The sequence below is a fragment of the Kitasatospora sp. NEAU-69 genome (assembly GCF_057158765.1).
The window spans coordinates 107011-133533 of record NZ_JBWXUE010000025.1; the positions used below are offsets into that span (position 1 = coordinate 107011).

The following is a 26523-nucleotide window of genomic DNA, read 5'->3' on the forward strand; positions in this document are numbered from 1 at the left end:
GGACCCCACTCACTCCTCATCGACTGCTCAGGCCTTGGCCGCCGCAGCCTTCTTCGCCGGCGCCTTGGCCGCGGTAGCAGTGATCGGCTTCACCGCACCGTCCGTCTCGGCCACCGGCGCGGCGCCCTCGACCGGGGCGTCCGGGTCGACGCCGATGCCGAGCTTGACCTTGATCTTCTTCTCGATCTCCTCGGCCAGCGCCGGGTTGTCCCGCAGGAAGTTGCGGGCGTTCTCCTTGCCCTGGCCCAGCTGGTCGCCCTCGTACGTGTACCAGGCGCCGGCCTTGCGGATGAAGCCGTGCTCGACACCCATGTCGATCAGGCCACCCTCCCAGCTGATGCCGTGGCCGTAGAGGATGTCGAACTCGGCCTGCTTGAACGGCGCGGCGACCTTGTTCTTGACGACCTTGACGCGGGTCCGGTTGCCGACCGCCTCGGTGCCGTCCTTCAGCGTCTCGATCCGGCGGATGTCGAGGCGGACCGAGGCGTAGAACTTCAGCGCGCGGCCACCGGTGGTGGTCTCCGGCGAGCCGAACATCACACCGATCTTCTCGCGCAGCTGGTTGATGAAGATCGCGGTGGTGTTCGACTGGTTGAGCGCACCGGCGATCTTCCGCAGCGCCTGGCTCATCAGACGCGCCTGCAGACCGACGTGCGAGTCGCCCATCTCACCCTCGATCTCGGCGCGCGGCACGAGCGCTGCGACCGAGTCGATGATGATCAGGTCGATCGCGCCGGAGCGGATCAGCATGTCGGTGATCTCCAGCGCCTGCTCACCGGTGTCCGGCTGGGAGACCAGCAGGGCGTCGGTGTCGACGCCGAGCTTGCGCGCGTACTCCGGGTCGAGCGCGTGCTCGGCGTCGACGAAGGCGACGGTGCCGCCGAGCTTCTGGGCGCTGGCCGCCGCGTGCAGGGTCAGCGTGGTCTTACCCGAGGACTCCGGACCGTAGATCTCGACCACCCGGCCGCGCGGCAGGCCGCCGACGCCGAGCGCGACGTCCAGCGCGGTCGAGCCGGTCGGGATCACGTCGATCGGAGCACGGGACTGGTCGCCGAGGCGCATCACCGAGCCCTTGCCGAACTGCCGCTCAATCTGGGCGAGTGCGGTCTCAAGAGCCTTCTCGCGGTCCGTAGCTGCCATGGCTTCCACCCTCGGGTTCTGTGCTGTGCGCTTCATCGTCCTCGACGCTAGCGCGTCCCACCGACAATCGGCCCCGGACAGTCTCCGCCTGTGGAAAACTCCGTGGGGTTTTCAGTATAGGGAACACCAGTTCGAATCAATCCCCGGCAGAGAGGCCGACCCCCGCCCCCGGAGCCGGCCCAAGATCGTCCGTCGGTCACCGCAGCCGAGCCGTTCGGCGCGCGGCGGAGCCGGTCAGCGCAGCAGCGCGGAGACGCCCATCACGTCGCAGACCACCCGCCAGACGTCCTTGGCCTCCCAGCCCGCGTCCAGCGCCTGCTGCACGGTCCGGCCGCCGAGCTCGCTCATCACGTGGTCATGCGCGAACGACTGCGCGTACGCCCCGCCGAAGTGCTCGTCCATCCGTCGCCAGAACTCGGTCAGCCTCATGCGCCCCAGTATCCGACACCGTCCCGCCCCCGCTGAAGCGACTCGGAGCGGCCGGTCTCAGTGCGGCAGCGCGACGACCCCGGCGCCGTACGTCCGGCGATCCCGGCACAGGCCGGGGCCGACCGGGCAGTTCGCCTGGGCCTGGGTCAGCAGCAGCTCGCGCAGCCGGTCCGCGGGCCAGTCGGGGTGCTGTGCGGCCGCCACCGCGATCGCTCCGGTGACCTGGGCGGCGCTCATCGAGGTGCCGGCCAGTGCGGCGTAGTGACCGCCCGGCCAGTCCGAGACGATCGCGTCGTCGGGGCCGCCGTCCGGATCGCCGCCCGGCGCCGACAGCGTGATCCGGCCGTCACCGTAGTTCGAGTAGGACGCGATCAGGCCGTTGCGGGTGACCGCGCCGACCGAGAGCACGCCGGGCAGCTCGCCGGGCAGCCGCAGGCACTCGGTGCCGACCCGGCGGTTCTGGGCCGGCCCCGAGGTGCGGTCGTTCGGGCTGCGCTGGTCGACCCGGAGCCCCCCGAGGTCCTGCCCGTCGTTGCCGGCCGAGGCGACCACCAGCGCGCCGCGCCGCTGCGCGTAGGCCACCGCGCGGCCGACCGCCTGGATGATGGCTCCCTGGTCCGGATCCTCCGGGCAGTTGTACTTCCACGGGTCGGCGAAGTAGCTGTCGTTGACCGCGACCGCGCCGTGCTCGGCAGCCCAGAGCAGGCCGCAGACGATGTTCTCCGGGTAGTACTGACCGAGCGGACCGAGCAGCCGGACGGCCGCGATCCGCACGCCCGGCGCCACGCCGACGATCCCGTGACCGTCCCGGGCGGCGCCGATCAGGCCGGCCACGTGGGTGCCGTGACCGCTCTCAGTGACGCTGGCGTCCGGTCGCCAGGAGCCGTAACGGGCGTCCGGCCGGCCGTCGGCACAGGAGACCGAATCACCCGGGCTCACGGCGTCCCGCAGGTCGGGGTGGGTGTCATCGACCCCGGAGTCAAGCACCGCGACCAGCACCCTGCGCTGCGCCGCCTCGCGCCGGGCGGCCTGCGCGGCGGCCGTGCCGGGCAGCACGGCGGGCGGCTGGGCGGCGCTGTCGGCCCCCAGCATGGTGAGGTTCCAGCTCGGCCGCTCCCCGGGGTCGGGCACCGTCGGCGTACCGTCCGCCTCGGCGCCCTGCGCCCGGGAGGCGGCCTCCGAGGCGACCGGGTGGAAGTCCCCGGCGCCCGCCACCGCCCCCGGCGGCCCGGGCACCGACGCGGTCCGGCTCGCGCCGACCGCCGCGATCCCCGGCCGGGCCCGCAACCGGGCGGCGAAGAAGGGATCGGACGCGTAGGCGAGCACCGCCCCGATTTGCGGATAGCCCTGCACCACCTGCCCGCCGACCGCGCGCACCGCGTCCTGGGCCGTGCTGCCGCCCTGGGCGTCGGCCCGGTCGGCCAGCACCAGGTAGCTGAGGTAGCTGCGCCCGGCACCGGCCACGTACGGCACCGCGCCGCCCAGCAGCAGGACCGCCGCGAGCACGGCCGGCACGCCGCGCAGCAGCGCGGACCGCCCCCGGCCCGGACGGCGTGAGACCAGCCGCACCTCTGCCATGGCCAGACCTCCGCTCCTCGGGCACGCACGGTGAGCGCGCGAGCACGCAGCGCACGAGAACTCACCATATGAGCTGAATGTCGGATGTGACCATTTGTGCGAAGCCGTCCGCCCGCCATCCGGCCGCACCACCGCCGCCGGTCACCCGGCTGTCCACACCCCTGCTGTCCACGCCCCCGGCTGTCGGTGCCCCGGCTGTCAGTACCACCGGGCACCATGGGGGCATGGCGGACCAGCAGCTTCCTTCCGACCCCCTGGCAGGCTTCGCACCGGCCACCCGGGCCTGGTTCGAGGGCGCCTTCGACCGGCCGACCACCGCCCAGGCCGGCGCCTGGGCCGCGATCCGGCAGCGGGACGACGTCCTGGTGGTCGCGCCGACCGGCTCCGGCAAGACGCTCGCGGCCTTCCTCTCCGCGCTCGACCACCTGAGCAGCACGCCACCGCCCGCCGAGCCCCGCCGCCGCTGCCGGGTCCTCTACATCTCGCCGCTGAAGGCACTCGCGGTCGATGTCGAACGCAACCTGCGCGCCCCGCTGACCGGCCTGCGCCAGGCCGCGGTGCGGCTCGGCCTGCCCGAACCGCAGGTCCAGGTCGGCATCCGCTCCGGGGACACGCCGCCCGCCGAGCGGCGCAAGTTCCAGAGCCACCCGCCGGACATCCTGATCACCACCCCGGAGTCGCTCTTCCTGCTGCTCACCTCGGCCTCCCGGGAGTCGCTGCGCGGCATCGACACGGTGATCCTGGACGAGGTGCACGCGGTGGCCGGCACCAAGCGCGGCGCCCACCTGGCGCTCAGCCTGGAGCGGCTGGACGAGCTGCTCGAGCGCCCGGCCCGCCGGATCGGCCTGTCCGCCACCGTCCGCCCGGTCGAGGAGGTGGCCCGCTACCTGAGCCCGCAGCGCGGCGCGACGATCGTCCAACCCCCCTCGGCGAAGCGGTTCGACCTCTCGGTGGTGGTCCCGGTGGCCGACCTCGGCGAGCTCTCGCCGGCACCGGCCGCCGACGATCCTGCGAAGAACACCTCGATCTGGCCGCACGTCGAGGAGCGGATCGTCGATCTGGTCCAGGCGCACCGCTCGACCATCGTCTTCGCCAACTCCCGCCGGCTGGCCGAGCGCCTGTGCAACCGGCTGAACGAGATCGCGCACGAGCGGGCCACCGGCGCGCCGCTGCCCGAGCACCACACCCCCGCGCAGCTGATGGCCGAGTCCGGCGTCGCCAAGGGCGCACCGCAGGTGCTGGCCCGGGCCCACCACGGCTCGGTCTCCAAGGAGCAGCGCGCGGTCGTCGAGGAGGAGCTGAAGGCCGGCCGGCTGCCCGCCGTGGTCGCCACCTCCAGCCTCGAACTCGGCATCGACATGGGCGCGGTGGATCTGGTGATCCAGGTCGAGTCGCCGCCCTCGGTGGCCTCCGGCCTGCAACGGGTCGGCCGGGCGGGCCACCAGGTCGGCGCGGTCTCCACCGGTGTGGTCTTCCCCAAGTACCGCGGTGACCTGGTGCAGTCCGCCGTGGTCACCGAGCGGATGCGGGCCGGGCGGATCGAGGCGCTGCGGGTGCCGCGCAACCCGCTGGACGTGCTGGCCCAGCAGCTGGTCGCGATCACCGCACTGGACACCTGGGACGTGGACGAGCTGCTCGCGCTGGTCCGCCGGGCCGCGCCGTTCGCCGCGCTGCCGCAGTCCGCGTTCGACTCGGTGCTCGACATGCTGGCCGGCCGCTACCCCTCGGACGCCTTCGCCGAGCTGCGCCCGCGGCTGGTCTGGGACCGGGTCGCGGGCACCGTCACCGGTCGCCCGGGAGCCCAGCGGCTGGCCGTCACGTCCGGCGGCACCATCCCCGACCGCGGGCTCTTCGGCGTCTTCATCGTCGGCTCGACAGGGTCTGATTCAAAAGGGGGCAAGAAAGGCGGCGGCCGGGTCGGCGAGCTGGACGAGGAGATGGTCTACGAGTCCCGGGTCGGCGACGTCTTCACGCTCGGCACCAGCTCCTGGCGGATCCAGGAGATCACCCACGACAAGGTGATGGTCACCCCGGCTCCCGGCGTGCCCGGCCGGCTGCCGTTCTGGAAGGGCGACTCGCTCGGCCGCCCGCTGGAGCTCGGCCGGGCGCTCGGCGCGTTCGTCCGCGAGCTCGGCTCGCTGCCGCAGCCGCAGGCCGAACAGCGGCTGGCCGAGGCCGGACTGGACGACTGGGCGGCCGGCAACCTGCTCGGCTACCTGGCCGAACAGCGACAGGCCGCCGGCCACCTGCCCGACGACCGGACCATCGTGGTCGAGCGGTTCCGGGACGAGCTGGGCGACTGGCGGATCGTCATCCACTCCCCCTTCGGCGCACAGGTGCACGCGCCCTGGGCGCTGGCGCTCGGCGCCCGGCTGCGCGAACGGCACGGCCTGGACCCGCAGGTGATGCACGGCGACGACGGCATCGTGCTCCGGTTGCCGGACGTCGATCTCCTCGACTTCCCGGTGGCCGACGGCCCGTCACCCGATGAAGCGCCGGTCGGCGCCGATGCCGCGCTCTTCGACCCGACCGAGATCGAGCAGCTGGTCACCGACCAGGTCGGCGGCTCCGCACTGTTCGCCTCCCGCTTCCGCGAGTGCGCCGGGCGTGCGCTCCTGCTGCCCCGGCGCAGCCCTGGCCGGCGCACGCCGCTCTGGCAGCAGCGCCAGCGCGCCTCCCAGCTGCTGGAGGTGGCGGGCGAGTTCGGTTCGTTCCCGATCGTGCTGGAGGCGGTCCGCGAGTGCCTCCAGGACGTCTTCGACGTCCCCGGGCTGGTCGAGCTGATGCGCGACCTGGAGTCGCGCGCCGTCCGGCTGGTCGAGGTCACCACCCCCGAGCCGTCCCCGTTCGCCCGCTCGCTGCTCTTCGGCTACGTCGCCCAGTACCTGTACGAGGGCGACTCCCCGCTCGCCGAGCGCCGGGCCGCCGCGCTCGCGCTGGACTCCCGGCTGCTCGCCGAACTGCTCGGCCAGGCCGAGCTGCGCGAGCTGATCGACCCGGCGGTGCTCGCCGAGCTGGAGGCCGAGCTGCAGCGGCTCACCCCGGACCGCCGGATCAAGGACGTCGAGGGCCTGGCCGACGCGCTGCGCCTGCTCGGCCCGCTGAGCGAGGCGGAGCTGGCCGTCCGGGGCGCGGATCCCGGCTGGCCGACCGAACTCCAGGCGGCTCGCCGGGCCATCCAGGTGAAGATCGCCGGGGAGCCGCGCTGGGCCGCGATCGAGGACGCCGGGCGGCTCAGCGACGCGCTCGGCACGCCGCTGCCGGTCGGCATCCCGGAGGCCTTCACCGAGCCGGTCAAGGACCCGCTCGGCGACCTGCTGGCCCGCTACGCCCGCACCAACGGTCCGTTCACCGCGCAGCAGGCCGCCACCCGGTTCGGGCTCGGCGGCGCCGTGGTGGCCGGCGCGCTGCAACGGCTGACCGCCAGCGGGCGGCTGGTGCACGGCGAGTTCCGCCCTGTCGAGGCCGGCGGCTCCGGTGAGCCGGAGTGGTGCGACGCCGAGGTGCTGCGCCGGCTGCGCCGCCGCTCGCTGGCCGCGCTGCGCCAGGAGGTGGAGGCCGTGCCGCCGCGCACGCTGGCCGCCTTCCTGCCGCAGTGGCAGCACCTGGGCGGCCATCAGCTGCGCGGTCTGGACGGTCTGGTCCGGGTGGTCGAGCAGCTCCAGGGCGCCGCGCTGCCGGCCTCCGCGCTGGAGAAACTGGTACTGCCCGCCCGCTTGAAGGACTATCAGCCCGGCATGCTCGACGAGCTGATGGCAGCCGGCGAGGTCGGCTGGTCCGGCGCCGGCGCGCTGCCCGGCAAGGACGGCTGGATCAGCCTGCACCTGGCGGACTCCGCCGAGCTGCTGCGCCCGGACCCGATCCCGCTCACCCGCACCCCGCTGCACCAGGTGCTGCTGGACGCACTGGCCGGTGGCTACGGGCTGTTCTTCCGGCAGCTCGTCGAACAGGTTCCGGACGCGGCGCAGTCCGAGGTGGTCGCCGCCCTGTGGGACCTGATCTGGGCCGGCTGGGTCACCAACGACACGCTCGGCCCGGTGCGCGCACTGCTCGGCTCCGGGCGGACCGCCGGTTCGACGGCGCACCGGGCGCCGCGCGCGGTGCCACGCGGGCGGTACGGCGCGGCGGTGAGCCGCGCGCCCCGCCCGGACCCGACGGTGGGCGGCCGCTGGTCGCTGCTGCCCGAGCCCGCCGAGCCGACCGCGAGGGCGGCCGCGCAGGCGCAGGTGCTGCTGGACCGGCACGGCGTGCTGACCCGCGGCACCGTGCAGGCCGAGCGGATCCAGGGCGGCTTCGCCGGCGTCTACCGGGTGCTCTCCGCCTTCGAGGAGCGCGGCCGGGCCCGTCGCGGCTACCTGGTCGAGGGCCTGGGCGGCGCACAGTTCGCGCTGGACGGCGCGGTGGACCGGCTGCGCTCGGTCAACGCCCAGCTGGAGCGGAGCACGGCCGCCGAGTGGCCGGCCGGCGGGCCGAGCCGCTCCGCCGAATCCCAGGTGCAGGTGCTGGCCGCCGCCGACCCGGCCAATGCCTACGGAGCCGCGCTGCCCTGGCCCGAGCCGCCGGGCGAGCAGGCCAAGGCGCACCGGCCGGGCCGCAAGGCGGGCGCCCTGGTGGTGCTGGTGGACGGAGAGCTGGTGCTCTACGTGGAGCGCGGCGGCAAGTCGCTGCTCTCCTGGGCCGAGGCGCCGACTGCGGCCGACGGGGCGAACGAGCAGAACGAGCAGTTGGAGGCGGCCGTGCGGGCGCTCGCCGAGGCGGTCCGGCGAGGCCTGTTGAGCGGCGTGACGGTCGAGCGGGCGAACGGCGAACCCGCGCTCACCTCAGCGCTCGGCGCCGTCCTGGAGGGCGCCGGGTTCCATGCCACCACCCGCGGGCTGCGGCTGCGCGGCTAGCCTGGCGGCCAGAGTGCGGCGCGCCGGGCCGGTCGCCCGGCGGTCACACTGCACCGGAAGCACGCCGAGCCCCCAGCCGCCGAGTGTCAGCAGAGCCAGTGCCGCGTCCGAACCACCGAGCCGTGGCCCGCCGTACGGCAGCAGCCACGAGCAGAGCAGACCGAGCAGCGCGGTGCCGAGCAGCACACCCGCGGCTATTCGCCGTGCCGGGCTCGGGGCGAGCCGAAGCGACACGGCACGACGTAACCCGGATCGGCGTCCGGACTCCAGCGATATTCGACCCAGACTCGTGGAGCCGCCCTCGGCGCAGCGGTGCACGCGTGACTCCTTCTCTCGTCCCCCCTTGGCAGGGCGAGGTCAGGCAGCGACGACGTCCACGGCCGCGGCCTTCGGAGTGATCGAGCTCATCCGGTCGCCCGGAGCCGGCAGCTGCACGGGTTCGAGCACCGGACGCAGCAGGCCGTCCTCGGAGAGCGCGGCCATCGCGGCGAGCTCGGCCAGCGACAGCTCGTCGCTCACCTCGCGCATGACCTCGGACATCCGGACGTCGAGAGCGTCGCAGATCGCGGAGAGCAGCTCGGAGGAGGCCTCCTTCTGCCCGCGCTCGACCTCGGAGAGGTATCCGAGCGACACTCGTGCGGCGGCCGACACCTCGCGCAGTGTGCGGCCCTGGCGCTGGCGCTGCCGACGCAGCACGTCACCCAAGAGGCGACGGAGCAGGATCATCGGTGGCTCCCTCCTCGGACTGCGGATCGAGATGTCACGTCCCCACCGTACCGCCTTGCCCGCTTCGTGTGCGGGGACCGTGGTCGTGTTCACTCTGGGCTGCAAGCCTCTCCCCTCCCCTGTTGTTCCCGCCTCCGGGGCGGGCACGCCCCTGCTTCTCACAGCATCCCCCGATTCTGCCTGTTCAGCCGCTGTTCAGTTGAAGCCCGTGGTGGCGGCCGGGTTCGCGGTGGCGGCCGCCCGGTCCAGGAAGAGCTCCAGCGCACCGTTAGCCGCCATGCGTCGGATTGTGGCACGGTCCCCGGACAGCCGGGGCGATCTCGCCGTACTTCCGCCCGGACCGGCGAATCCGAGGTGTACTGTGCCGACTGCCTGGCCGTCCTGTGTTTCCGGACCCGCCACACCTGTGGTCGCCAGACCGTACGTCGCGCCCATCAGTTGGCGCACACCCTCGGCCATCTGCCGGGCGACCACCGGGTGGACCGGGCCGTACACCGCGAGCAGACCCTCGTCCACGCCCAGCAGCGAGGCCTTGAGCTCGGTCGCGTACGCGGTGACCGAGCCGCGGAAGGTCGCGGAGGCCCCCGGCACCTCGACCAGCTGGGCGGCCAGCAGGCCGCCGGTCAGCGACTCGGCGACCGCGACGGTCGCGTCCAGCAACCGCAGTTCGGCGTGCACCCGCTCGGCGAGCGCGATGTACTCGGTCATCGGGCCTCCCTCTCCCTGGCGATCCCCTCGCGGCGCAGCCGGACGGCCTGGCGCACGTAGTCGGCGCCGGTGGCCACCGTCAGGATCACGGCCACGGCCATCAGCACGGCCCGGCCGGTGGCCAGCCACCCGGTCAGCGGCAGCACGTACATGCCGACCGCGATGCCCTGGGTGAGTGTCTTGATCTTGCCGCCGCGGCTGGCCGGGATCACGCTGTAGCGGATCACCCAGAAGCGCATCAGAGTGATACCCAGCTCGCGGGCGAGGATCACACCCGTGACCCACCAGGGCAGGTCGCCGAGCGCGGAGAGGCCGATCAGCGCCGCTCCCATGATCGCCTTGTCGGCGATCGGGTCGGCGATCTTGCCGAAGTCGGTCACCAGGCCCTTGCGGCGGGCGATCTCACCGTCGAACAGGTCGGTGATCATCGCGATCGCGAAGGCCGCCCAGGCCACCGCACGCCACTTCGGGTTGTGCCCGCCGTCCGCGACCAGCAGCAGCGCGAAGACCGGCACCAACGCCAGCCGGAGCATGGTCAGCAGGTTGGCGAGGTTCAGCAGCGGGGGCTCCGCCGGCCGGGCGGCCCCCGACTGGGCCGGGCGGGCCGCTGCCGGGCTGCCCGGCCCGCCGGTCACGCCGCAGCCGCCGAACGGGTGTACGGACGGACCAGCTCGATCGCCTCGGCGACCAGGTCCACGCCCTCGGACGCGACCACCCGGGCCCGGTAGATCTCGCCGACCACGGCCTGCGGCGCGCCCGTGAGCGTGGTCAGACCGTCGGTCTCCGGCGCCTGGTGGACCGAGCGGCCCTCGACCAGCTGCTCGCCGGTCTCCTCGTCCTGCGCGACCATCTCGACCAGCACCTCGACCTCGGTGCCGATCCGCTCCTCGGCCCGCTGCGCGGTCAGCTCCTCGGCCAGCCGGGAGAGCTTGGCGAGCCGCTCGGCCACCACGTCCTCGGGCAGCTTGCCGTCGAAGGTCGCCGCCTCGGTGCCGTCCTCGTCCGAGTAGCCGAAGACGCCGATCGCGTCGAGGCCGGCCTCGGTGATGAACCGTTCCAGCTCGGCGAAGTCCTGCTCGGTCTCACCGGGGAAGCCGACGATGAAGTTGGAGCGGGCACCGGCCTGCGGCGCCTTGTCCCGGATGGTCCGCAGCAGCTCCAGGAACTGCTCGGTGTTGCCGAACCGGCGCATCCGGCGCAGCACAGCCGGGGCCGAGTGCTGGAACGACAGGTCGAAGTACGGGACCACGCCGTCCGTGCCGGTCATCGCCTCGATCAGGCCCGGTCGCATCTCGGCGGGCTGCAGGTAGCTGACCCGGACCCGCTCGATGCCCTCGACGGCCGCGATCTCGCTGAGCAGCGTCTCCAGCAGCCGGATGTCGCCGAGGTCCTTGCCGTACGAGGTGTTGTTCTCGCTGACCAGGACGATCTCGCGGACGCCCTGCTCGGCCAGCCAGACGGCCTCGTTCAGCACGTCGCTGGGGCGGCGCGAGATGAAGGACCCGCGGAAGGCCGGGATCGCGCAGAACGAGCAGCGGCGGTCGCAGCCGGAAGCCAGCTTGACCGAGGCGACCGGGCTGTCGTCCAGCCGCTTGCGCAGCGTGCGCGGGCCGGAGGCGGGCGCCACGCCCTCGGGCAGGTCCGCCGGGGCACCGTGGCCGGGCAGCGCGACCTCGGCGGCGGCGGCCTGCCGCTCGACCGGGGTGAGCGGGAGCAGCTTGCGGCGGTCACGCGGCAGGTGTGCGGCGTGGTGGCCGCCGGACAGGATGGTCTGGAGGCGGTCGCTGATGTTCGAGTAGTCGTCGAAGCCGAGCACGCCGTCGGCCTCGGGCAGCGCGTCGGCGAGCTCCTTGCCGTAGCGCTCGGCCATGCAGCCGACCGCGACCACGGCCTGGGTGCGGCCGTGGCCCTTCAGGTCGTTGGCCTCCAGCAGGGCGTCGACCGAGTCCTTCTTGGCGGCCTCGACGAACCCGCAGGTGTTGACGACGGCGACGTCGGCCTCGCTGGCGTCATCGACGAGTTGCCAGCCATCGGCCTCCAGACGCCCGGCGAGTTCCTCGGAGTCCACCTCGTTGCGGGCGCATCCGAGCGTGACAAGGGCGACAGTACGGCGTTCAGGCATAGGGCCAAGATTAACGCGCGGCCTCCGGTGTCGTTTCCCCCGGAGGCTGCGCGGCGAAATTACCGATCTTCGGGCGGCCCCGCGCCCCTGTCGTGACTAGCCGGCCTGCGGGTCCCCGGGCGTGTACGTGAGGTGCACCACCTGGCCGTCCTTGCCCGCCGGACCGAGGTCCTTGCCGTTGACGTACAAGTGCACGGCGGCCGCGTTGCCGATCACCAGCTTGATCTGCTTGGGATCGGTGAAGGTCTGGTCCTGGCCCTGATCCAGGTTGTTCTGGAAGAGCGAGCCACCGTCGTTGCCGACCGCCGAGATCCAGCTGGTGCCGCTGTCGGCGACCAGCTTGACGGTGACCTTGTCGGCCGGCGCCGCGGCGATCGGCGCGACGCTGGGTGCCGGGGCCGGCGGCTGGACGGCCGCGGTGGGCGAGGCCGAGACCGAGGCGGTGGCGCTGGGCAGCGGGGAGCTGGCCGCGCCGACCGTGCTCTTGGCGGGCTTGCCGCTGACCAGGTTGAAGCCGATCAGCAGTACCACCGCGACGATCGCGACCAGCATCGCGGTCGCCCAGTTGGGCCCCCGCCGGTCGGCCCGGATCCGCTTCGCGTCGAGCGTCGCCACCGGGGAGATCGTCACCGGCTCGGTGCCGTGGATCGCGTCGTAGCGGGCCACCAGGTCGTCGCCGTCGGCACCGATCGCGCGGGCCAGCGAGCGCAGGTGGCCGCGGGCGTAGAAGTCGCCGCCGCAGCGGCTGAAGTCGTCCTCCTCGATGGCGTGCACGATCGGCACCCGGACCCGGGTGGCGGCGCTCACCTCATCGACGGTCAGGCCTGCGGCCAGCCGGGCCTCGGCGAGGATCCGGCCGATGGTCCGTTCATCGCGCCGCGCGGAGCCGTCCGTGGCCGGCACGGCGTCGGACGGGGCTGCGGAGGATCGGCGGTTGTCGTGGCGGGAAGACTTGCCGATGGTCACTGGGCGCGCCTTTCGAGCGGAGGCCACCTGCTGGAGAACAGTCTAGGGGCGGGGGCGAATCGTTTCTCAACCGGAGTTCGACCGAACGCGCAAGGCCGGGGTGAGGGGAAGTCAGCGCTGCCGGGCGCCCCCGGCTACCCCCGGATGATCGCCAGCACTCCGTCCAACTCGTCCGGTTTGACCAGCACGTCGCGGGCCTTGGAGCCCTCGCTGGGCCCGACGATCCCGCGCGACTCCATCAGGTCCATCAGCCGCCCGGCCTTGGCGAAGCCGACCCGCAGCTTGCGCTGCAGCATCGAGGTCGAGCCGAACTGACTGGTCACCACCAGCTCGGCCGCCTGGATCAGCAGGTCCAGGTCATCACCGATCTCCTCGTCGATCTCCTTCTTCGGGCCGCCGCCGACCGTCACGTCGTCGCGGTAGACCGCGGTCAGCTGGTCCTTGCAGTGCTGCACCACGGCCGCGATCTCGGCCTCGGTGACGAACGCGCCCTGCATCCGGACCGGCTTGCTCGCGCCCATCGGCAGGAAGAGCGCGTCGCCCTTGCCGATCAGCTTCTCGGCGCCGGGCTGGTCCAGGATGACCCGGGAGTCGGCCATCGCCGAGGTGGCGAAGGCCAGCCGGGACGGCACGTTGGCCTTGATCAGACCGGTCACCACGTCCACCGAGGGCCGCTGGGTCGCCAGCACCAGGTGGATGCCGGCCGCACGGGCCAGCTGGGTGATCCGGACCACCGAGTCCTCGACGTCGCGCGGTGCGACCATCATCAGGTCCGCCAGCTCGTCAACGATGACCAGCAGGTACGGATACGGCCGCAGCTCCCGCTCGCTGCCGAGCGGCGGGGTCACCTTGCCGGCGCGCACCGCGGCGTTGAAGTCGTCCACGTGCCGGAACCCGAAGGCCGCCAGGTCGTCGTAGCGCAGGTCCATCTCGCGGACCACCCACTGCAGCGCCTCGGCCGCCTTCTTCGGGTTCGTGATGATCGGCGTGATCAGGTGCGGGATGCCCTCGTAGGCGGTCAGCTCGACCCGCTTCGGGTCGACCAGCACCATCCGCACCTCGTCCGGGGTGGCCCGGGCCAGCACCGAGGTGATCAGGCAGTTGATGCAGGAGGACTTGCCCGCGCCGGTGGCGCCCGCGACCAGGATGTGCGGCATCTTGGCCAGGTTCGCGAGCACCGTGTGGCCCTCGACGTCCTTGCCCATGCCGACCACCATCGGGTGGGTGTCCTCGGCGGCGCTGCGCGAGCGCAGCAGGTCGCCGAGGTTGACCATCTCGCGGTCCCCGTTCGGGATCTCGATGCCGACCGCCGACTTGCCGGGGATCGGGCTGATGATCCGCACATCCGCGCTGGCCACCGCGTACGCGATGTTCTTGGCCAGCGCGGTGATCCGCTCGACCTTGACCGCCGGGCCCAGCTCGACCTCGTAGCGGGTGACCGTCGGGCCCCGGGTGAAGCCGGTGACCTTCGCGTCCACCTTGAACTCGGCGAAGGTCGAGGTGAGCTGGGCGACCACCTGGTCGTTGAGCGCGCTGCGGGCCTTGGCCGGGGCGCCGCGCTCCAGCAGGTCCAGCGGGGGCAGCGCGTAGCCACCGCCGCCGAGCAGCTGGAGCTGCTCCATCCGGGCGGGCGCAGGGGAGTGCTCGGGGGGCGCGGACGAGCCGTCGGGTGCCGCAGCAGCAGGCGTGCGCGCCGGCGGGACGGCGGACTCCTCCGGTGCGGCCGTGCGGTCCTGCACCTGGTGCATGATGCTGGCCACGGCGGGCGAGGCGGGCACGCCGTGCACCAGCGCGCCGTCCAGATCGGCGGCCACCCCGGCGGCCAGGTCGCGGGTCTGGAACTGGTCCTTGACCAGCATGTCCGCGGCCGGCGGCGCCGGCTGCGCGTCCGGGTCCGCCGGATCCGCCTGCTTGCGCCGCCCGCGCCGACGGCGGCGGGCCGCCACCTCGTCCTGGGGGTCCTCGTCCTCGACCGTGTAAGGCAGCGCCTCGGGGTCGGCGTCCTCGGGCGGCTCGGTGGAGTACTCGCGCTCGCCGGTGCCGTACTCGCCGATCGGCTCGCCGTACTCGTCGTACTCCTCGTAGTCGTGGTAGCCCTCCGGCTGCGGCTCGACCACGCCGAGCCGCTCGCCGAGCAGCCGCAGCCGCTCGGGGATCTTGTTCACCGGCGTCGCGGTGACCACCAGCAGGCCGAAGAAGGCCAGCAGCAGGAGCAGCGGAACGGCCAGCGGAGGTCCGGCGGCGGCCATCATCGGGCTGGACGCGGCCCAGCCGAGGATGCCGCCGGCGCCGCGGATCCGGGTCGCGCCGCTCTGCATGCCGGGCGCGCCACTGCCGATGTGCACCAGGCCGAGCACGCCGATCGCCAGCGTGCTGACGCCGATGACGATCCGTCCGTTCGCCTCCGGCAGTTCCGGATGGCGCATCAGGCGGATCGCGATCGCGCCGAGCAGCAGCGGGACCAGCACGGCGAGCCGGCCGAACAGCCCGCTGACCACGCTGGTGGCGACCTCACCGAGCCAGCCCTGCGGGCTGAACCAGGTGCCGGCCGCGGTGACCAGGGCGAGTGCGAGCAGCAGCAGCGCCAGGCCGTCCTTGCGGTGCGCCGGGTGCAGGCCCTTCGCGCCGTCGCCGAAGCCGCGGAAGACCGCGCCCACGCTGTGCGCGAGCCCGAGCCAGCAGGCGCGCACGGCGCGGAAGAGTATCGGCGGCCGGTTCGCCGCGGCCGGCCTGGCCGCCGGGCGCGCGGCGGCCGTCTTGCGCGCGCCGGTCGCCTGGGAGCCGCCCTTCGGGGCGGCGGCCTTCTTCGCGGTGGTCCTGCGGGCAGCCGGCTTCGGCGTGGCGCCCTGCGGATCGCCCTTCGCCGCCGACTTCGCAGGGGCCTTGGCGGGCGTCTTGCCGGCCGCGGCCCGCTTGGCCGGAGCGGCCTTCTTCGCCGCTCCCGGACTGGGGTTGCGTGCCGCGCTGCCGGACGTACGAGAGGCCATGGGACCAGAGCCTACCGGCGGGCCACGACCAGGGACATGTGACCGTCCGCGCTGCCCCTGGCGTGTCGCCAGGAGCGGCCGACACGCCGTCAAGGACGGGCGGGTTCACCCGGACGGAGCAGGCGCTGACACCGGCTCAGGCCGGCGCGTCCCCCGGTCGCAGCGCCTCCAGTGCGGCCCGCAGACCGGCCAGCTTGCGCTCCAGGTGCGCGGCGGTCGCCGCCGCCCCGCTCTCGACCGTGTCGGCGAGCTGCTTGGTCAGCGCCTCGGCCTGCTCCTCGACCGAGGCCAGCCGGGCGGACAGCTCGGCGAGCAGCGGCTCGGCGGACTCCCCGCCGTGGCGGCCGTCGGCGTGCCGCCCGTCCTCCAGCTGGAGCCGGAGCAGCGCCGCCTGCTCCTTGAGCTGGCAGTTCTTCATGTACAGATCGACGAAGACCGAGACCTTCGCCCGCAGCACCCACGGATCGAACGGCTTCGAGATGTAGTCCACCGCACCGGCCGCGTAGCCGCGGAAGGTGTGGTGCGGACCGTGGTTGATCGCGGTCAGGAAGATGATCGGGATGTCCCGGGTGCGCTCGCGGCGCTTGATGTGCGCGGCCGTCTCGAAACCGTCCATGCCCGGCATCTGGACGTCCAGCAGGATCACCGCGAAGTCGTCCGTGAGCAGCGCCTTGAGCGCCTCCTCGCCGGAGACCGCACGGACCAGAGTCTGGTCGAGCGCCGAGAGGATCGCCTCCAGCGCCAGCAGGTTCTCCGGTCGGTCGTCGACCAGGAGGATCTTCGCTTTCTGCACCACGACCCGCCCTCCTGCCGGATAGCCCGCCTGTTTTCCGCGCGACGGCACCCGTGTACCGCCCGCCACTGACCCGGTCATGCTAGCCGCACCCCCTTGCCCAGCCCTATCGGATGGTCACAGCAGGCCGAAACCGTACCTGCCGCCCCAGAGGCCCGGCGCCGGCCGGGCACCGCCCCGCTCTGCACACCGTCGCCAACCGGTTACTGTTCGCAACGATGAGTGACCCTAGCGGGTTCCCGGTCCGGCTCGCCAGTAAACGCCGGTGCCAGGGGGCTGCCGCACCCGGGCAAGCCCTACTGGCGCGCCCCCAGCCACTGTCGCATCACGGCCAGCAGGTGGTCGGTGTCCACCGGCTTCGTGACGTGGTCGGAGGCGCCCGCCTCGATCGACTTCTCCCGGTCCCCCTTCATCGCCTTCGCGGTCAGCGCGATGATCGGCAGCCCGGCGAACTGCGGCATCCGGCGGATCGCCTCGGTGGTCGCGTAGCCGTCCATCTCCGGCATCATGATGTCCATCAGCACGAGCTTCACGTTCTCGTGCTGCTCCAGCACCTCGATGCCCTCGCGGCCGTTCTCCGCGTACAGCACGGTCAGGCCGTACTGCTCCAGCACGCTGGTCAGCGCGAAGACGTTGCGCACGTCGTCGTCGACGATCAGCACCTCCTCGCCGTCGAAGCGGCCGACGAACTGCGGCTTCGCCCCGGCCCGGGGCGCCGGAGCCTCCTCGCCGCGGGCGGCCGGCACCGCCTCGGGCGGCGTGGCGGCGGCCACCCGGCGCCGCTCGGCCGCGTCCCGGCGCCGCTCCTGGGCGAGCTCGCGGACCTCCTGGGCCCAGTGCTCGGCAGGGTTCTCGCCGACCGGCACGGGCTGCCCGATCGGGGTGACGCCGACCGTGGCGCGCGGCGCACCGGGCCCGGCCGGCAGTGCGGCCGGGCTGTGGCCGCGCTCCAGCGAGATCCCAGGCGCCTGGCTGCGCACCGGCAGGTAGAGCGTGAACGTGCTGCCCTCGCCGAGCTCGCTCTCCGCGTGGATCTCGCCGCCGAGCAGCCGGGCGATCTCCCGGCTGATCGACAGGCCCAGACCGGTGCCGCCGTACTTGCGGCTGGTGGTGCCGTCGGCCTGCTTGAACGCCTCGAAGATCTCGCGCAGCTTGTTGCCGGGGATGCCGATCCCGGTGTCGGTCACCGAGAACGCCACCAGCCGGGCGTCCGGGTCGGCGATCTGGCCGGATTCGAGCAGTTGCTCGCGCACGTGCTGTGGCACGTCCGGGCCGGCCGGGCGGATGTCCAGCTGCACGGCGCCGCTGTCGGTGAACTTCACCGCGTTGGAGAGCAGATTGCGCAGCACCTGCTGGAGCCGCTGCTCATCGGTGTGCAGCGTGGGTGCCAGCTCACCCGAGACGGTGACCTCGAAGTCCAGCCCCTTCTCGGCGGTCAGCGGCCGGAACGCCGCCTCCACGTAGTCGGTCAGCTGGACCAGCGCGATCTTGCTCGGGCGGACGTCCATCTTGCCCGCCTCGACCTTGGAGAGGTCGAGGATGTCGTTGATCAGCTGGAGCAGGTCGGAGCCGGCGCCGTGGATCGTGTCGGCGAACTCGACCTGCTTCGGCGACAGGTTGCCCTCGTTGTTGTCGGAGAGCAGCTTGGCCAGGATCAGCAGCGAGTTGAGCGGGGTGCGCAGCTCGTGCGACATGTTCGCGAGGAACTCGCTCTTGTAGCGCGAGGCGAGTGCGAGCTGCTCGGCGCGCTCCTCCAGGACCTTGCGCGCCTCCTCGATCTCGCTGTTCTTGATCTCGATGTCGCGGTTCTGCTGGGCGAGTTGCTCGGCCTTCTCCTGGAGCTCCTCGTTGGTGCGCTCCAGCTCCTCCTGGCGGGCCTCCAACTCGGCCGAACGCATGGAGAGTTCGGCGGTCAGTCGCTGCGACTCCAGGAGCAGGCCCTCGGTCTTGGTGTTGACACTGATCGTGTTGACGGTGACGCCGATCAGGTCGGCGATCTGGTTCAGGAAGTCCATCACCACGGTGGTGAAGGAGCTGAAGGTGGCCAGTTCGATCACGCCGAGCAGCCGGCCCTCGAAGAGCACCGGCAGCACCACGACGTGGGCCGGCGAGGCCTCGCCGAGGCCGGAGGAGATCCGCAGGTATCCGGGCGGCGCCTCGGTCAGGCTGATCGGGCGCTTCTGCACCGCGGCCTGGCCGACCAGCGACTCACCGGGCCGGAACGTGGTCGGCATCGAGCGGCGGGTGTAGCCGTAGGAGCCGATCAGCCGCAGCACGGTGTCCGACTCGTCGTCGTCCTCGGTGAGCATCTCGGCGGTGCGGCCGGCCGGCTGGGCGAGGAAGAACGCACCGTGCTGCGCGGAGACCACCGGGGTCAGCTCGCTCATGATCAGCGAGGCGACCGCCTCCAGGTCGCGCCGGCCCTGGAGCAGGCCGGAGAACCGGGCCATGTTGGTCTTCAGCCAGTCCTGCTCCTGGTTGGTGCGAGTGGTCTCGCGCAGGTTGGCGATCATCTGGTTGATGTTGTCCTTGAGCTCGTCGATCTCGCCCGAGGCATCGACGTCGATCCGCAGCGAGAGGTCGCCGCGGGTCACCGCGGTGGCGACCTGGGCGATCGCGCGCACCTGCCGGGTGAGGTTGTTCGCGAGCTCGTTCACGCCCTCGGTGAGGTCCTGCCAGGTCCCGTCCACGCCGGGCACCCGGGCCTGGCCGCCGAGCCGGCCGTCGGTGCCGACCTCGCGGGCCACCCGGGTGACCTCGTCGGCGAACGAACTCAGCTGGTCCACCATGGTGTTGATGCTGGTCTTGAGGTCGAGGATCTCGCCGCGGGCGTCCACGTCGATCTTCTGGGACAGGTCGCCGCGGGCCACCGCGGTGATCACCAGGGCGATGTTGCGGACCTGCCCGGTCAGGTTGTTCGCCATCTGGTTGACGTTGTCGGTCAGGTCCTTCCAGATGCCGGCCACGCCCGGAACCCCGGCCTGACCGCCGAGGATGCCGTCGGTGCCGACCTCGCGGGCCACCCTGGTCACCTGGACGGCGAACGCGTTCAGCTGGTCGACCATCGTGTTGAGCGTGCCGGCCAGCGCGGCCACCTCGCCCTGCGCCTCGATGGTGATCTTCTTCGAGAGGTCGCCGCGGGCCACCGCGGTGGCCACCTCGGCGATGTTTCTCACCTGGCTGGTCAGGTTGGACGCCATGAAGTTGACGTTGTCGGTCAGGTCCTTCCAGATGCCCGAGACGCCGCGCACCCGCGCCTGGCCGCCCAGGATGCCCTCGGTGCCGACCTCGCGGGCGACCCGGGTGACCTCGTCCGCGAACGCGGAGAGCTGGTCGACCATGGTGTTGACGGTGGTGACCAGCTCCAGGATCTCGCCCCGGGCATCGACGGTGATCTTCTTCGAGACGTCGCCGAGCGCGACCGCGGTGGTCACCTCGGCGATGTTCCTGACCTGGCTGGTCAGGTTGTTGGCCATCAGGTTGACGCTGTTGGTGAGGTCCTTCCAGGTGCCGGAGACCCCCGGCACGCTGGCCTGGCCGCCCAGGATGCCCTCGGTGCCGACGTCCCGGGCGACCCGGGTGACCTCGTCGGCGAACGCGCCCAGCTGGTCGACCATGGTGTTGATGGTGTTCTTCAGCTCCAGGATCTCGCCCCGGGCGTCCACCTGGATCTTCTGCGACAGATCACCCCGGGCCACCGCCGTGGTCACCTGCGCGATGTTGCGGACCTGGTCGGTCAGATTGTTCGCCATGAAGTTCACCGAATCGGTGAGATCACGCCACACACCCGCGACACCCGGCACCTGCGCCTGACCACCCAGACGCCCCTCGGTACCCACGTCCCGCGCCACCCGCGTCACCTGCGCGGCGAAGGCGGAGAGCTGATCGACCATGGTGTTGATGGTGTTCTTCAGCTCCAGGATCTCGCCCCGGGCGTCCACCTCGATCTTCTGCGACAGATCACCACGGGCCACCGCCGTGGTCACCTGCGCGATGTTGCGGACCTGGTCGGTCAGATTGTTCGCCATGAAGTTCACCGAATCGGTGAGATCACGCCACACACCCGCGACACCCGGCACCTGCGCCTGACCACCCAGACGCCCCTCGGTACCCACGTCCCGCGCCACCCGCGTCACCTGCGCGGCGAACGAGTTCAGCTGGTCCACCATCGTGTTGACGGTGTTCTTCAGCTCCAGCATCTCGCCGGCCACATCGACGGTGACCTTGTGCGACAGGTCGCCCTTGGCGACCGCGGTGGTCACCTCGGCGATGTTGCGGACCTGTGCGGTCAGCCGGCCGGCCATGGTGTTGACCGAGTCCGCGAGGTCCTTCCAGCTGCCGGACATCGAACGCACCCGGGCCTGGCCGCCGAGCTTGCCCTCGGTGCCCACCTCGATGGCCACCCGGGTCACCTCGTCGGTGAACTCGGAGAGCTGGTCCACCAGGCCGTTGACGGTCCGGCCGACCTTGAGGAACTCGCCGCGCAGCGGGTGGCTGCCGCCGTCCGGCTGCGCGGAGCGCAGCTCCATCCGCTGGTCCAGGTCGCCCTCGGCGATCGAGGCGAGCACCCGGCCGACCTCGGCCATCGGGCGGGCCAGGTCGTCGATCAGCGCGTTGCAGTTGTCCACCGCGGAGGCCCAGGCCCCCTCCCCCGCGCCGTTCTCCAGCCGCGCGGTGAGCCGCCCCTCACGGCCGACCGCCCGACGCACCCGGGCCAGCTCGCCGGTGAGGTGCTGGTTGCGCTCGGCGACCTCGTTGAACATCGCGGCGATCTCGGCCATCGGCCCGTCACCCGGCACGGTGAGCCGGCGCCGGAAGTTGCCGTCGCGCATCGCGGTCAGTGCGCCGAGGAGTTTGCGCAGGTCGGCGGGCTCGGCGCCGCGGTTGTGGCCGGCGCGGCGGCCCGCCGCCCGCCCGCCGCGCGGCGCCGCGCCCTGTGCTGCGGTGGTCATGGCGGTGCTGCTCTGGGCGGTGCTGCTCCGGTCTGTGGTGCTCTGCCCGGCAGCGTCCTTGGTGGCCGAACTCAACGGGACCCTCCCAGATCGCGACTGTTCTTGCCCGCCCACGCGGCGCTGCGCGCGGTGGCTGCGGATCCCCCAGTCTGACAGCACCGACCGACGGAACCGACCCGCTTGCACAGGCTCATACCACCCTCTCGTACCACCGCGCCGCGGACTTGGTGGGCAGAATCACTCTCCGGTGCCCGTTTCGGTGCCCGGGGGCCGCGGGGAAACCTGCCGGAAAGTAGGGTGGAGCGCTGCACCTCGACGCGGCCTGACACCACCCGGGACCCGCTCCCTCACCGGTGGGACGCAGGCGCCGAGCAGCCGTACCCGAACCAGAGGAGATGCAGCCCGTGGTCACCGCGCGCGCAGCCGCCACCTTCGAGCCGGACGGCCGGTCGGCGTCCGCAGCGCGCGGGTTCGTGCGCGACGCGCTGCTGGGCTGGGGGCTGCCCGAGGTCGTCGACGACGCCGTCGTCCTGGTCAGTGAGCTGGTCACCAACGCTGTGGTGCACGCGGGGACCGCCGCCGAGGTCAGCTGCCTGCGCGAGGAGGACTCGGTCCAGATCGGCGTGACGGACCGACACCCCGAGCGCGGACTGCCCGCGTTCGCCGGGCCGAGCGCCGGGGACGCGGTCTCCGAGCACTTCGCGGATGCCGAGGGCGAGGGCGGTCGCGGTCTGATGATGTGTTCGGCGCTCTCCAGTCGCTGGGGCGTCGAGTACTCCGCCGGGCAGAAGACCGTCTGGTTCAGGCTGCCCCTGCAACGCGCGCTGGCCGGCACCCGCTACGCACTGCCGCAGGCTCCCGGCGAGGTCCTGCCGAGCGCCGAGGGGCCGGTCCTGGTCGCGGTCGTCCAGGTGGACGGCGACGGCCTGGTGCGGTCCTGGAACACCGACGCCGAAGGGCTCCTGCTGCGCGCGGCCGACGAGGTGCTCGGCAAGCCGTGGGCCGAGCTGGTGGTCTGGCCGCAGGACCAGAGCTCGCGGAGCAACGGCGGCACGGCGGCCGACGCACTGCGACTGGCCCGCTGGGAGGGCACCTTCGGGGTGCGCCGCGCCGACCGCCGGACCATCGAGGTCTACGGCTCGCTGGTCCGGGTGCTCGACACCACCGGCACGCCGTCCACCCTCTGCCTGCTGGTCCGCGAGCGCGACCGCGCCATCCTCGCGGCGCCCGTGCGCACCTCGCCGGCCGGGACCGGCGGCGGTGCCGTCGAGCCGCTCGACCTGCTGCTCGACGGCCTGCCCGCCGACGACCTGTCCGGCCTGCTCCAGCAGACCGTCGAGCGGGCCTGCGACCTGCTCGACGGCGACGCCGCCTACCTGCTGCTCACCACCGAGGACGAGACCGAGTTCGAGGTCCGGGCCGCCACCGGCCTGCCGGCCGGACGCACCCGCTACGCCCGGATCCCGGTCGACGCCGGTCACGGCCGCTACGACTCGGCCCGGCTGCCCGCCGTCCACGAGGACCTGTCGCTGCGCCCGAACGCGGCGCCGCTGCTCGACGGCACCGGCCTGCGCTCGCTGATCACCGTGCCGCTCAAGGTCGAGGGCCGCCTCACCGGCTCGCTCGGGGTCGCCGCCGGCCGCCCGGGCCTGTTCGACAACGACCAGGCGCTGCGCCTGCAGTTCGCCGCCGACCGGATCGCGCTCACCGTCGAGAACGCCCGGCTCGCCGAGCTCGAACGGCTGCGCCGCGGGTCGCTCTCCTTCCTGGTCGAGGCCTCCGACCTGCTCGCCGGCACGCTGGAGCGGGAGCAGACGCTCGCCCTGATGGCCCAGATGGCGGTGCCCACGCTGGCCTCCTGGTGCGCCGTCTACACCACCTCGGCGGTGCCCGGCTCGCTGCGGGCCGAACAGACCGGGCCGGCCAAGCTGGAGTTCGTCCTACACGAGGACGAGGAGCGGATCGACCTGCTGCGAGCGCTGCTGGAGCGGGTCGAACGGCCGACGGCGGCGCCCTCCGGCGGCACCGTGCCGTGGCCCGAGCCGGCCGCCGCGCTGACCGCCGAGAAGGCCGGCGGCGCCGCACCGGGCGGGCTGTCCGGCCTCGTCGGGGAGACCGTGGTGCTGCCACTGAGCGCCCGCAACCGGGTGATCGGGCTGCTGGTGCTGGGCAACCCGGCCGGCGTGCCGTTCCGCCAGGAGATCCTCGAACTCGCCGAGGACCTGTCGCGGCGGGCCGCGCTCGCGCTGGACAACTCCCGCCTGTACTCGGAGCGCACGGCGACCAGTCAGGCCCTGCAGCGCAGCCTGCTGCCGCCCGAACTGCCCAAGATCCCGGGCGTCGAGGTGGAGGTCTTCTACCAGGCGGCCGGCGAGGGCAACGAGGTCGGCGGCGACTTCTACGACCTGTTCGCGATCCGCGAGGGCACCTACGGCTTCGCGATCGGCGACGTCTGCGGCACCGGCCCGGAGGCCGCCGCGGTCACCGGCCTGGCCAGGCACTCGCTGCGGCTGCTGGCCCGCGAGGGCCTGGACGCACCCCAGGTGCTGCGTCGGCTCAACGCCGCGATCCTCGACGAGGGCGACCGCAGCCGGTTCCTCACGCTGCTGTACGGCGAGCTGACGCCCCGTCCGGACGGCAGCACCGAGCTGAGCCTGGTCTGCGCCGGGCACCCGCTGCCGCTGCGGCTTCGCACCGACGGCAAGGTGGAGGCGGCGGCCGAGTCGCAGCCGCTGCTCGGGGTGATGGAGGAGATCGAGCTGACCGCGGAGCAGGTGGTCCTGCTGCCCGGTGAGGTGCTGCTCTGCGTCACCGACGGCGTGACCGAGCGGCGCGAGGGCTCCCGCATGCTGGGCGAGGAGGGCCTCGCCGAGGTGCTCAGCGGCTGCACCGGCCTGACGGCGGGAGCGGTCGCGGCCCGGGTGCAGCGAGCGGTCGAGCGGTTCGCACCGGAGCCGCCCTCGGACGACATGGCGATCATCGCTCTACGGGTCCCGACCCAGCGGCAGAGCTGAGGCGAAGTCCGGGTTAACGCGCCTTCGGCGGGGATTCAGTCTGATAGCCGCTCAGCTGACAAACGAACAAATTCTATGATTCACAAGGGTACAAGCAGCTCAGCGCGGGTAGACCCCAGCTGACCGGGAATCCTCCCGGCCCGAGCCGCCCCCGGCAGCTGAGCTGCGGGGACACCAGCAGGCCGACACCGCCCGCCCCCTCCCGCAGGACGCCCGGCGCGGCCATCAGCGACGGCTGTCGAATCCGCCGCCGCAGTCGTTTCCACCCCGCCATTTCCACCCCGCTCAGGCCACGGTCGCTCAGTCGTGCCCGGAATCATCAAGTCCGTACACAGAGCACATCGGCATGCCCGCGGCGCGGCAGCCACACAGCAAGAGCCGCACGGCAAAACCGCACAGCACAATCGCACACACAGAGTGAAAGGAGCCTCCGGTGAGCAGTGACGCTACCGGGGCCAACGCCCGACCTGCTTCGCTCGACGCGGGTCCCCTCGGATACCTCGCACTCGGCCTGACCCTCCTCGCCTACGGCCTGCTGCAGGCCGGCGTCTTCAGCGGCACCAACGTCCGTGACGCCGCAGGCCTCGCGCACGTGGTCGGCGGGATCGCACTGTTCGTCGCCGGTCTCTGGCAGTTCCGCTCCGGCGACACCTTCAGCGGCACCGCCTTCACCGGGCTGGGCGCGTTCTGGGCGGCCTGGGCAGCCGGCGTCGGGGCGACGGGCGGCAAGAACGCCGCCGGCCTCTTCATGCTCGTCTGGGCCCTGCTCGCATTCACGCTGACGGCAACCAGCTGGCAGCACGGCCTCAGCAGCCGGGTGATCTTCGGCCTGCTGACGCTCGCTCTGCTGCTCGGCGCGATCGGCACCTTCGGCAGCTCCGGCGGCCTCGTCAAGTTCGCCGGCTGGCTCGCGGCCCTGGCCGGTCTGGCCAGCTGGTACTCGGCGACCGCCGCGCTGACCAACAGCAGCTGGGGTCGGGCCGTACTGCCGACCAGGTGAACCGACCGGTGGGCGGGCCCTGTTCGACGGGCCCGCCCACCGGCGTGTCCGGGGGCGGCGCCTCTCGTTTCTAGTGCCGCGACGGCTCGTCGGCCAGTGCCCGCTGTCGGACGAGCGCCGGATCGGCGGCGGCACGACGCGCACGCCACCGGGCCGCGCCGTACTGCACCGCATAGGCGAGCATCAGCAGCCAGAGCGCGACGATGCCGTCGGCCCAGAAGTGGTTGGCCGTCACCACCACGACCGAGATGGTCAGCAGCGGGTGCAGCAGGATCAGCCAGCGCCAGGGCGAGCGGCCGATCGCGATCACCGCGACGGCCACCAGGACGCACCAGGCCACGTGGACCGACGGCATCGCCGACAGCTCATCGGCGCGCAGGCCGCCGAAGCCGCCCGAGTAGACGGACTGGCCGTACTCCGCCGCGACGTCCACGAAGCCGCTGTCAGGCAGCATCCGGGGCGGCGCCACCGGGATGAACTGGATGACCAGGCAGGCCGCCGTGACCAGCACCACGGTCGTCCGCACCCAGGCGTACCGTGCCCGGTGCCGGAGGAAGACCCAGACCAGCATCGCGATCATCACGCCGAAGTGCATGGCCGCGTAGTAGTAGTTGGCCAGCCGGACCAGCACCGGATACGGCGTGATCGCCCGCTGCCAGGACGCCTCGTCGGGCAGGCCGAGCCGCTGTTCGGTGTGGTGGATCCACTCCGCTCGGTCCAGTGCGTGGTCGGTGCTCAGCAGGGAAAGCTGGCCGACCAGCTGCCAGAGTGCGAACAGCGCCAGCAACGTGCCGGCCTCACGCAGGACGGCGACGGCGGTACGACGGGCGGGCAGCGTCCGGTGCACGGTGTACGAGGCGCCCAGCAGCACCGCACCGCTCGTACCGGCGCTCTGCCAGGACAGGGTCAGATTCTGCAAGGCCGTGTGCCTCTCCGCCGGGCCGTTGTGCTGGCCGGAAGAGTAGCGCATGGACCCGGAACGCGAAAAAGCCCCTGGCCATTGCTGGCCAGGGGCTTTCCCTGAATGATTGTTCGGCGGCGTCCTACTCTCCCACAGGGTCCCCCCTGCAGTACCATCGGCGCTGTAAGGCTTAGCTTCCGGGTTCGGAATGTAACCGGGCGTTTCCCTCACGCTATGACCACCGAAACACTATGAAACTGTCAACCGCACCACACCGTGACCTTGGTGTGGGGTCGTTGTTTCAGAACAACACAG

The 26523-nt window shown here is 72.4% G+C and carries 16 protein-coding genes and 1 rRNA gene; 3 read left to right on the forward strand and 14 right to left on the reverse strand.

The window, feature by feature from the left end; translation table 11 throughout:
* Positions 1 to 27: 27 nt before the first annotated feature.
* The 3 genes from recA to AC060L_RS26710 all read right to left on the reverse strand — a co-directional run bounded on the left by recA (position 28) and on the right by AC060L_RS26710 (position 3147).
* A complete protein-coding gene (gene recA, locus AC060L_RS26700; protein ID WP_483801470.1) occupies positions 28 to 1140 on the reverse strand; it encodes a recombinase RecA in 1113 nt (370 codons plus the stop codon).
* Between the two features lie 234 nt (positions 1141 to 1374).
* Complete coding sequence (locus AC060L_RS26705; RefSeq protein WP_483801471.1) at positions 1375 to 1569, reverse strand: DUF3046 domain-containing protein; 195 nt, start codon at positions 1567 to 1569, stop codon at positions 1375 to 1377.
* Positions 1570 to 1626: 57 nt separating this feature from the next.
* Positions 1627 to 3147 carry a S8 family peptidase gene (locus tag AC060L_RS26710; protein ID WP_483801472.1) on the reverse strand — a complete coding sequence of 507 codons (1521 nt, stop codon included), beginning with the start codon at positions 3145 to 3147 and terminating at the stop codon, positions 1627 to 1629.
* Between the two features lie 224 nt (positions 3148 to 3371).
* Here AC060L_RS26710 and AC060L_RS26715 point away from each other — a divergent pair, with 224 nt between their 5' ends.
* The gene (locus AC060L_RS26715) at positions 3372 to 8039 is read left to right on the forward strand and encodes an ATP-dependent helicase (RefSeq protein ID WP_483801473.1); all 4668 of its coding nucleotides are present in this window, start codon (positions 3372 to 3374) and stop codon (positions 8037 to 8039) included.
* Here the strand turns inward: AC060L_RS26715 and AC060L_RS26720 are convergent.
* From AC060L_RS26720 to AC060L_RS26760, 9 genes are all read right to left on the reverse strand, one after another.
* Positions 7968 to 8273 (reverse strand): hypothetical protein, encoded by a 306-nt coding sequence (locus tag AC060L_RS26720; RefSeq protein WP_483801474.1) that lies wholly within the window; start codon positions 8271 to 8273, stop codon positions 7968 to 7970. The genes AC060L_RS26715 and AC060L_RS26720 overlap by 72 nt on opposite strands.
* A gap of 123 nt (positions 8274 to 8396) precedes the next feature.
* A complete protein-coding gene (locus tag AC060L_RS26725; protein ID WP_483801475.1) occupies positions 8397 to 8765 on the reverse strand; it encodes a helix-turn-helix domain-containing protein in 369 nt (122 codons plus the stop codon).
* 195 nt (positions 8766 to 8960) lie between these two features.
* Entirely contained in the window at positions 8961 to 9473 is a 513-nt protein-coding gene (locus AC060L_RS26730; protein ID WP_483801476.1) for a CinA family protein, read from the reverse strand.
* Positions 9470 to 10108, reverse strand: coding sequence for a CDP-diacylglycerol--glycerol-3-phosphate 3-phosphatidyltransferase (pgsA, locus tag AC060L_RS26735; RefSeq protein WP_483801477.1), 639 nt, complete (start codon positions 10106 to 10108; stop codon positions 9470 to 9472). The genes AC060L_RS26730 and pgsA overlap by 4 nt, the downstream gene beginning before the upstream one ends.
* Positions 10105 to 11595, reverse strand: coding sequence for a 30S ribosomal protein S12 methylthiotransferase RimO (gene rimO, locus AC060L_RS26740; protein ID WP_483801478.1), 1491 nt, complete (start codon positions 11593 to 11595; stop codon positions 10105 to 10107). The genes pgsA and rimO overlap by 4 nt, the downstream gene beginning before the upstream one ends.
* Before the next feature lie 96 nt (positions 11596 to 11691).
* Positions 11692 to 12561 carry a helix-turn-helix domain-containing protein gene (locus AC060L_RS26745; protein WP_483801479.1) on the reverse strand — a complete coding sequence of 290 codons (870 nt, stop codon included), beginning with the start codon at positions 12559 to 12561 and terminating at the stop codon, positions 11692 to 11694.
* A gap of 134 nt (positions 12562 to 12695) precedes the next feature.
* A complete protein-coding gene (locus AC060L_RS26750) occupies positions 12696 to 15548 on the reverse strand; it encodes an FtsK/SpoIIIE family DNA translocase (RefSeq protein ID WP_483801480.1) in 2853 nt (950 codons plus the stop codon).
* A 136-nt stretch (positions 15549 to 15684) separates the two neighbouring features.
* On the reverse strand, positions 15685 to 16344 hold the full coding sequence (locus tag AC060L_RS26755; protein WP_483801481.1) for a response regulator: 660 nt from the start codon (positions 16342 to 16344) through the stop codon (positions 15685 to 15687).
* Between the two features lie 293 nt (positions 16345 to 16637).
* A complete protein-coding gene (locus tag AC060L_RS26760) occupies positions 16638 to 21293 on the reverse strand; it encodes a HAMP domain-containing protein (RefSeq protein ID WP_483801492.1) in 4656 nt (1551 codons plus the stop codon).
* Between the two features lie 395 nt (positions 21294 to 21688).
* On the opposite strand from AC060L_RS26760, the gene AC060L_RS26765 reads away from it, so the two are divergent.
* A complete protein-coding gene (locus AC060L_RS26765; protein ID WP_483801482.1) occupies positions 21689 to 24307 on the forward strand; it encodes a SpoIIE family protein phosphatase in 2619 nt (872 codons plus the stop codon).
* 433 nt (positions 24308 to 24740) lie between these two features.
* A complete protein-coding gene (locus AC060L_RS26770) occupies positions 24741 to 25307 on the forward strand; it encodes an acetate uptake transporter (protein ID WP_483801483.1) in 567 nt (188 codons plus the stop codon).
* A 70-nt stretch (positions 25308 to 25377) separates the two neighbouring features.
* Here the strand turns inward: AC060L_RS26770 and AC060L_RS26775 are convergent, their stop codons facing one another.
* Positions 25378 to 26226, reverse strand: coding sequence for a phosphatase PAP2 family protein (locus AC060L_RS26775; protein WP_483801484.1), 849 nt, complete (start codon positions 26224 to 26226; stop codon positions 25378 to 25380).
* Between the two features lie 111 nt (positions 26227 to 26337).
* Positions 26338 to 26454, reverse strand: a 5S ribosomal RNA gene (gene rrf, locus AC060L_RS26780).
* Positions 26455 to 26523: the final 69 nt, after the last annotated feature.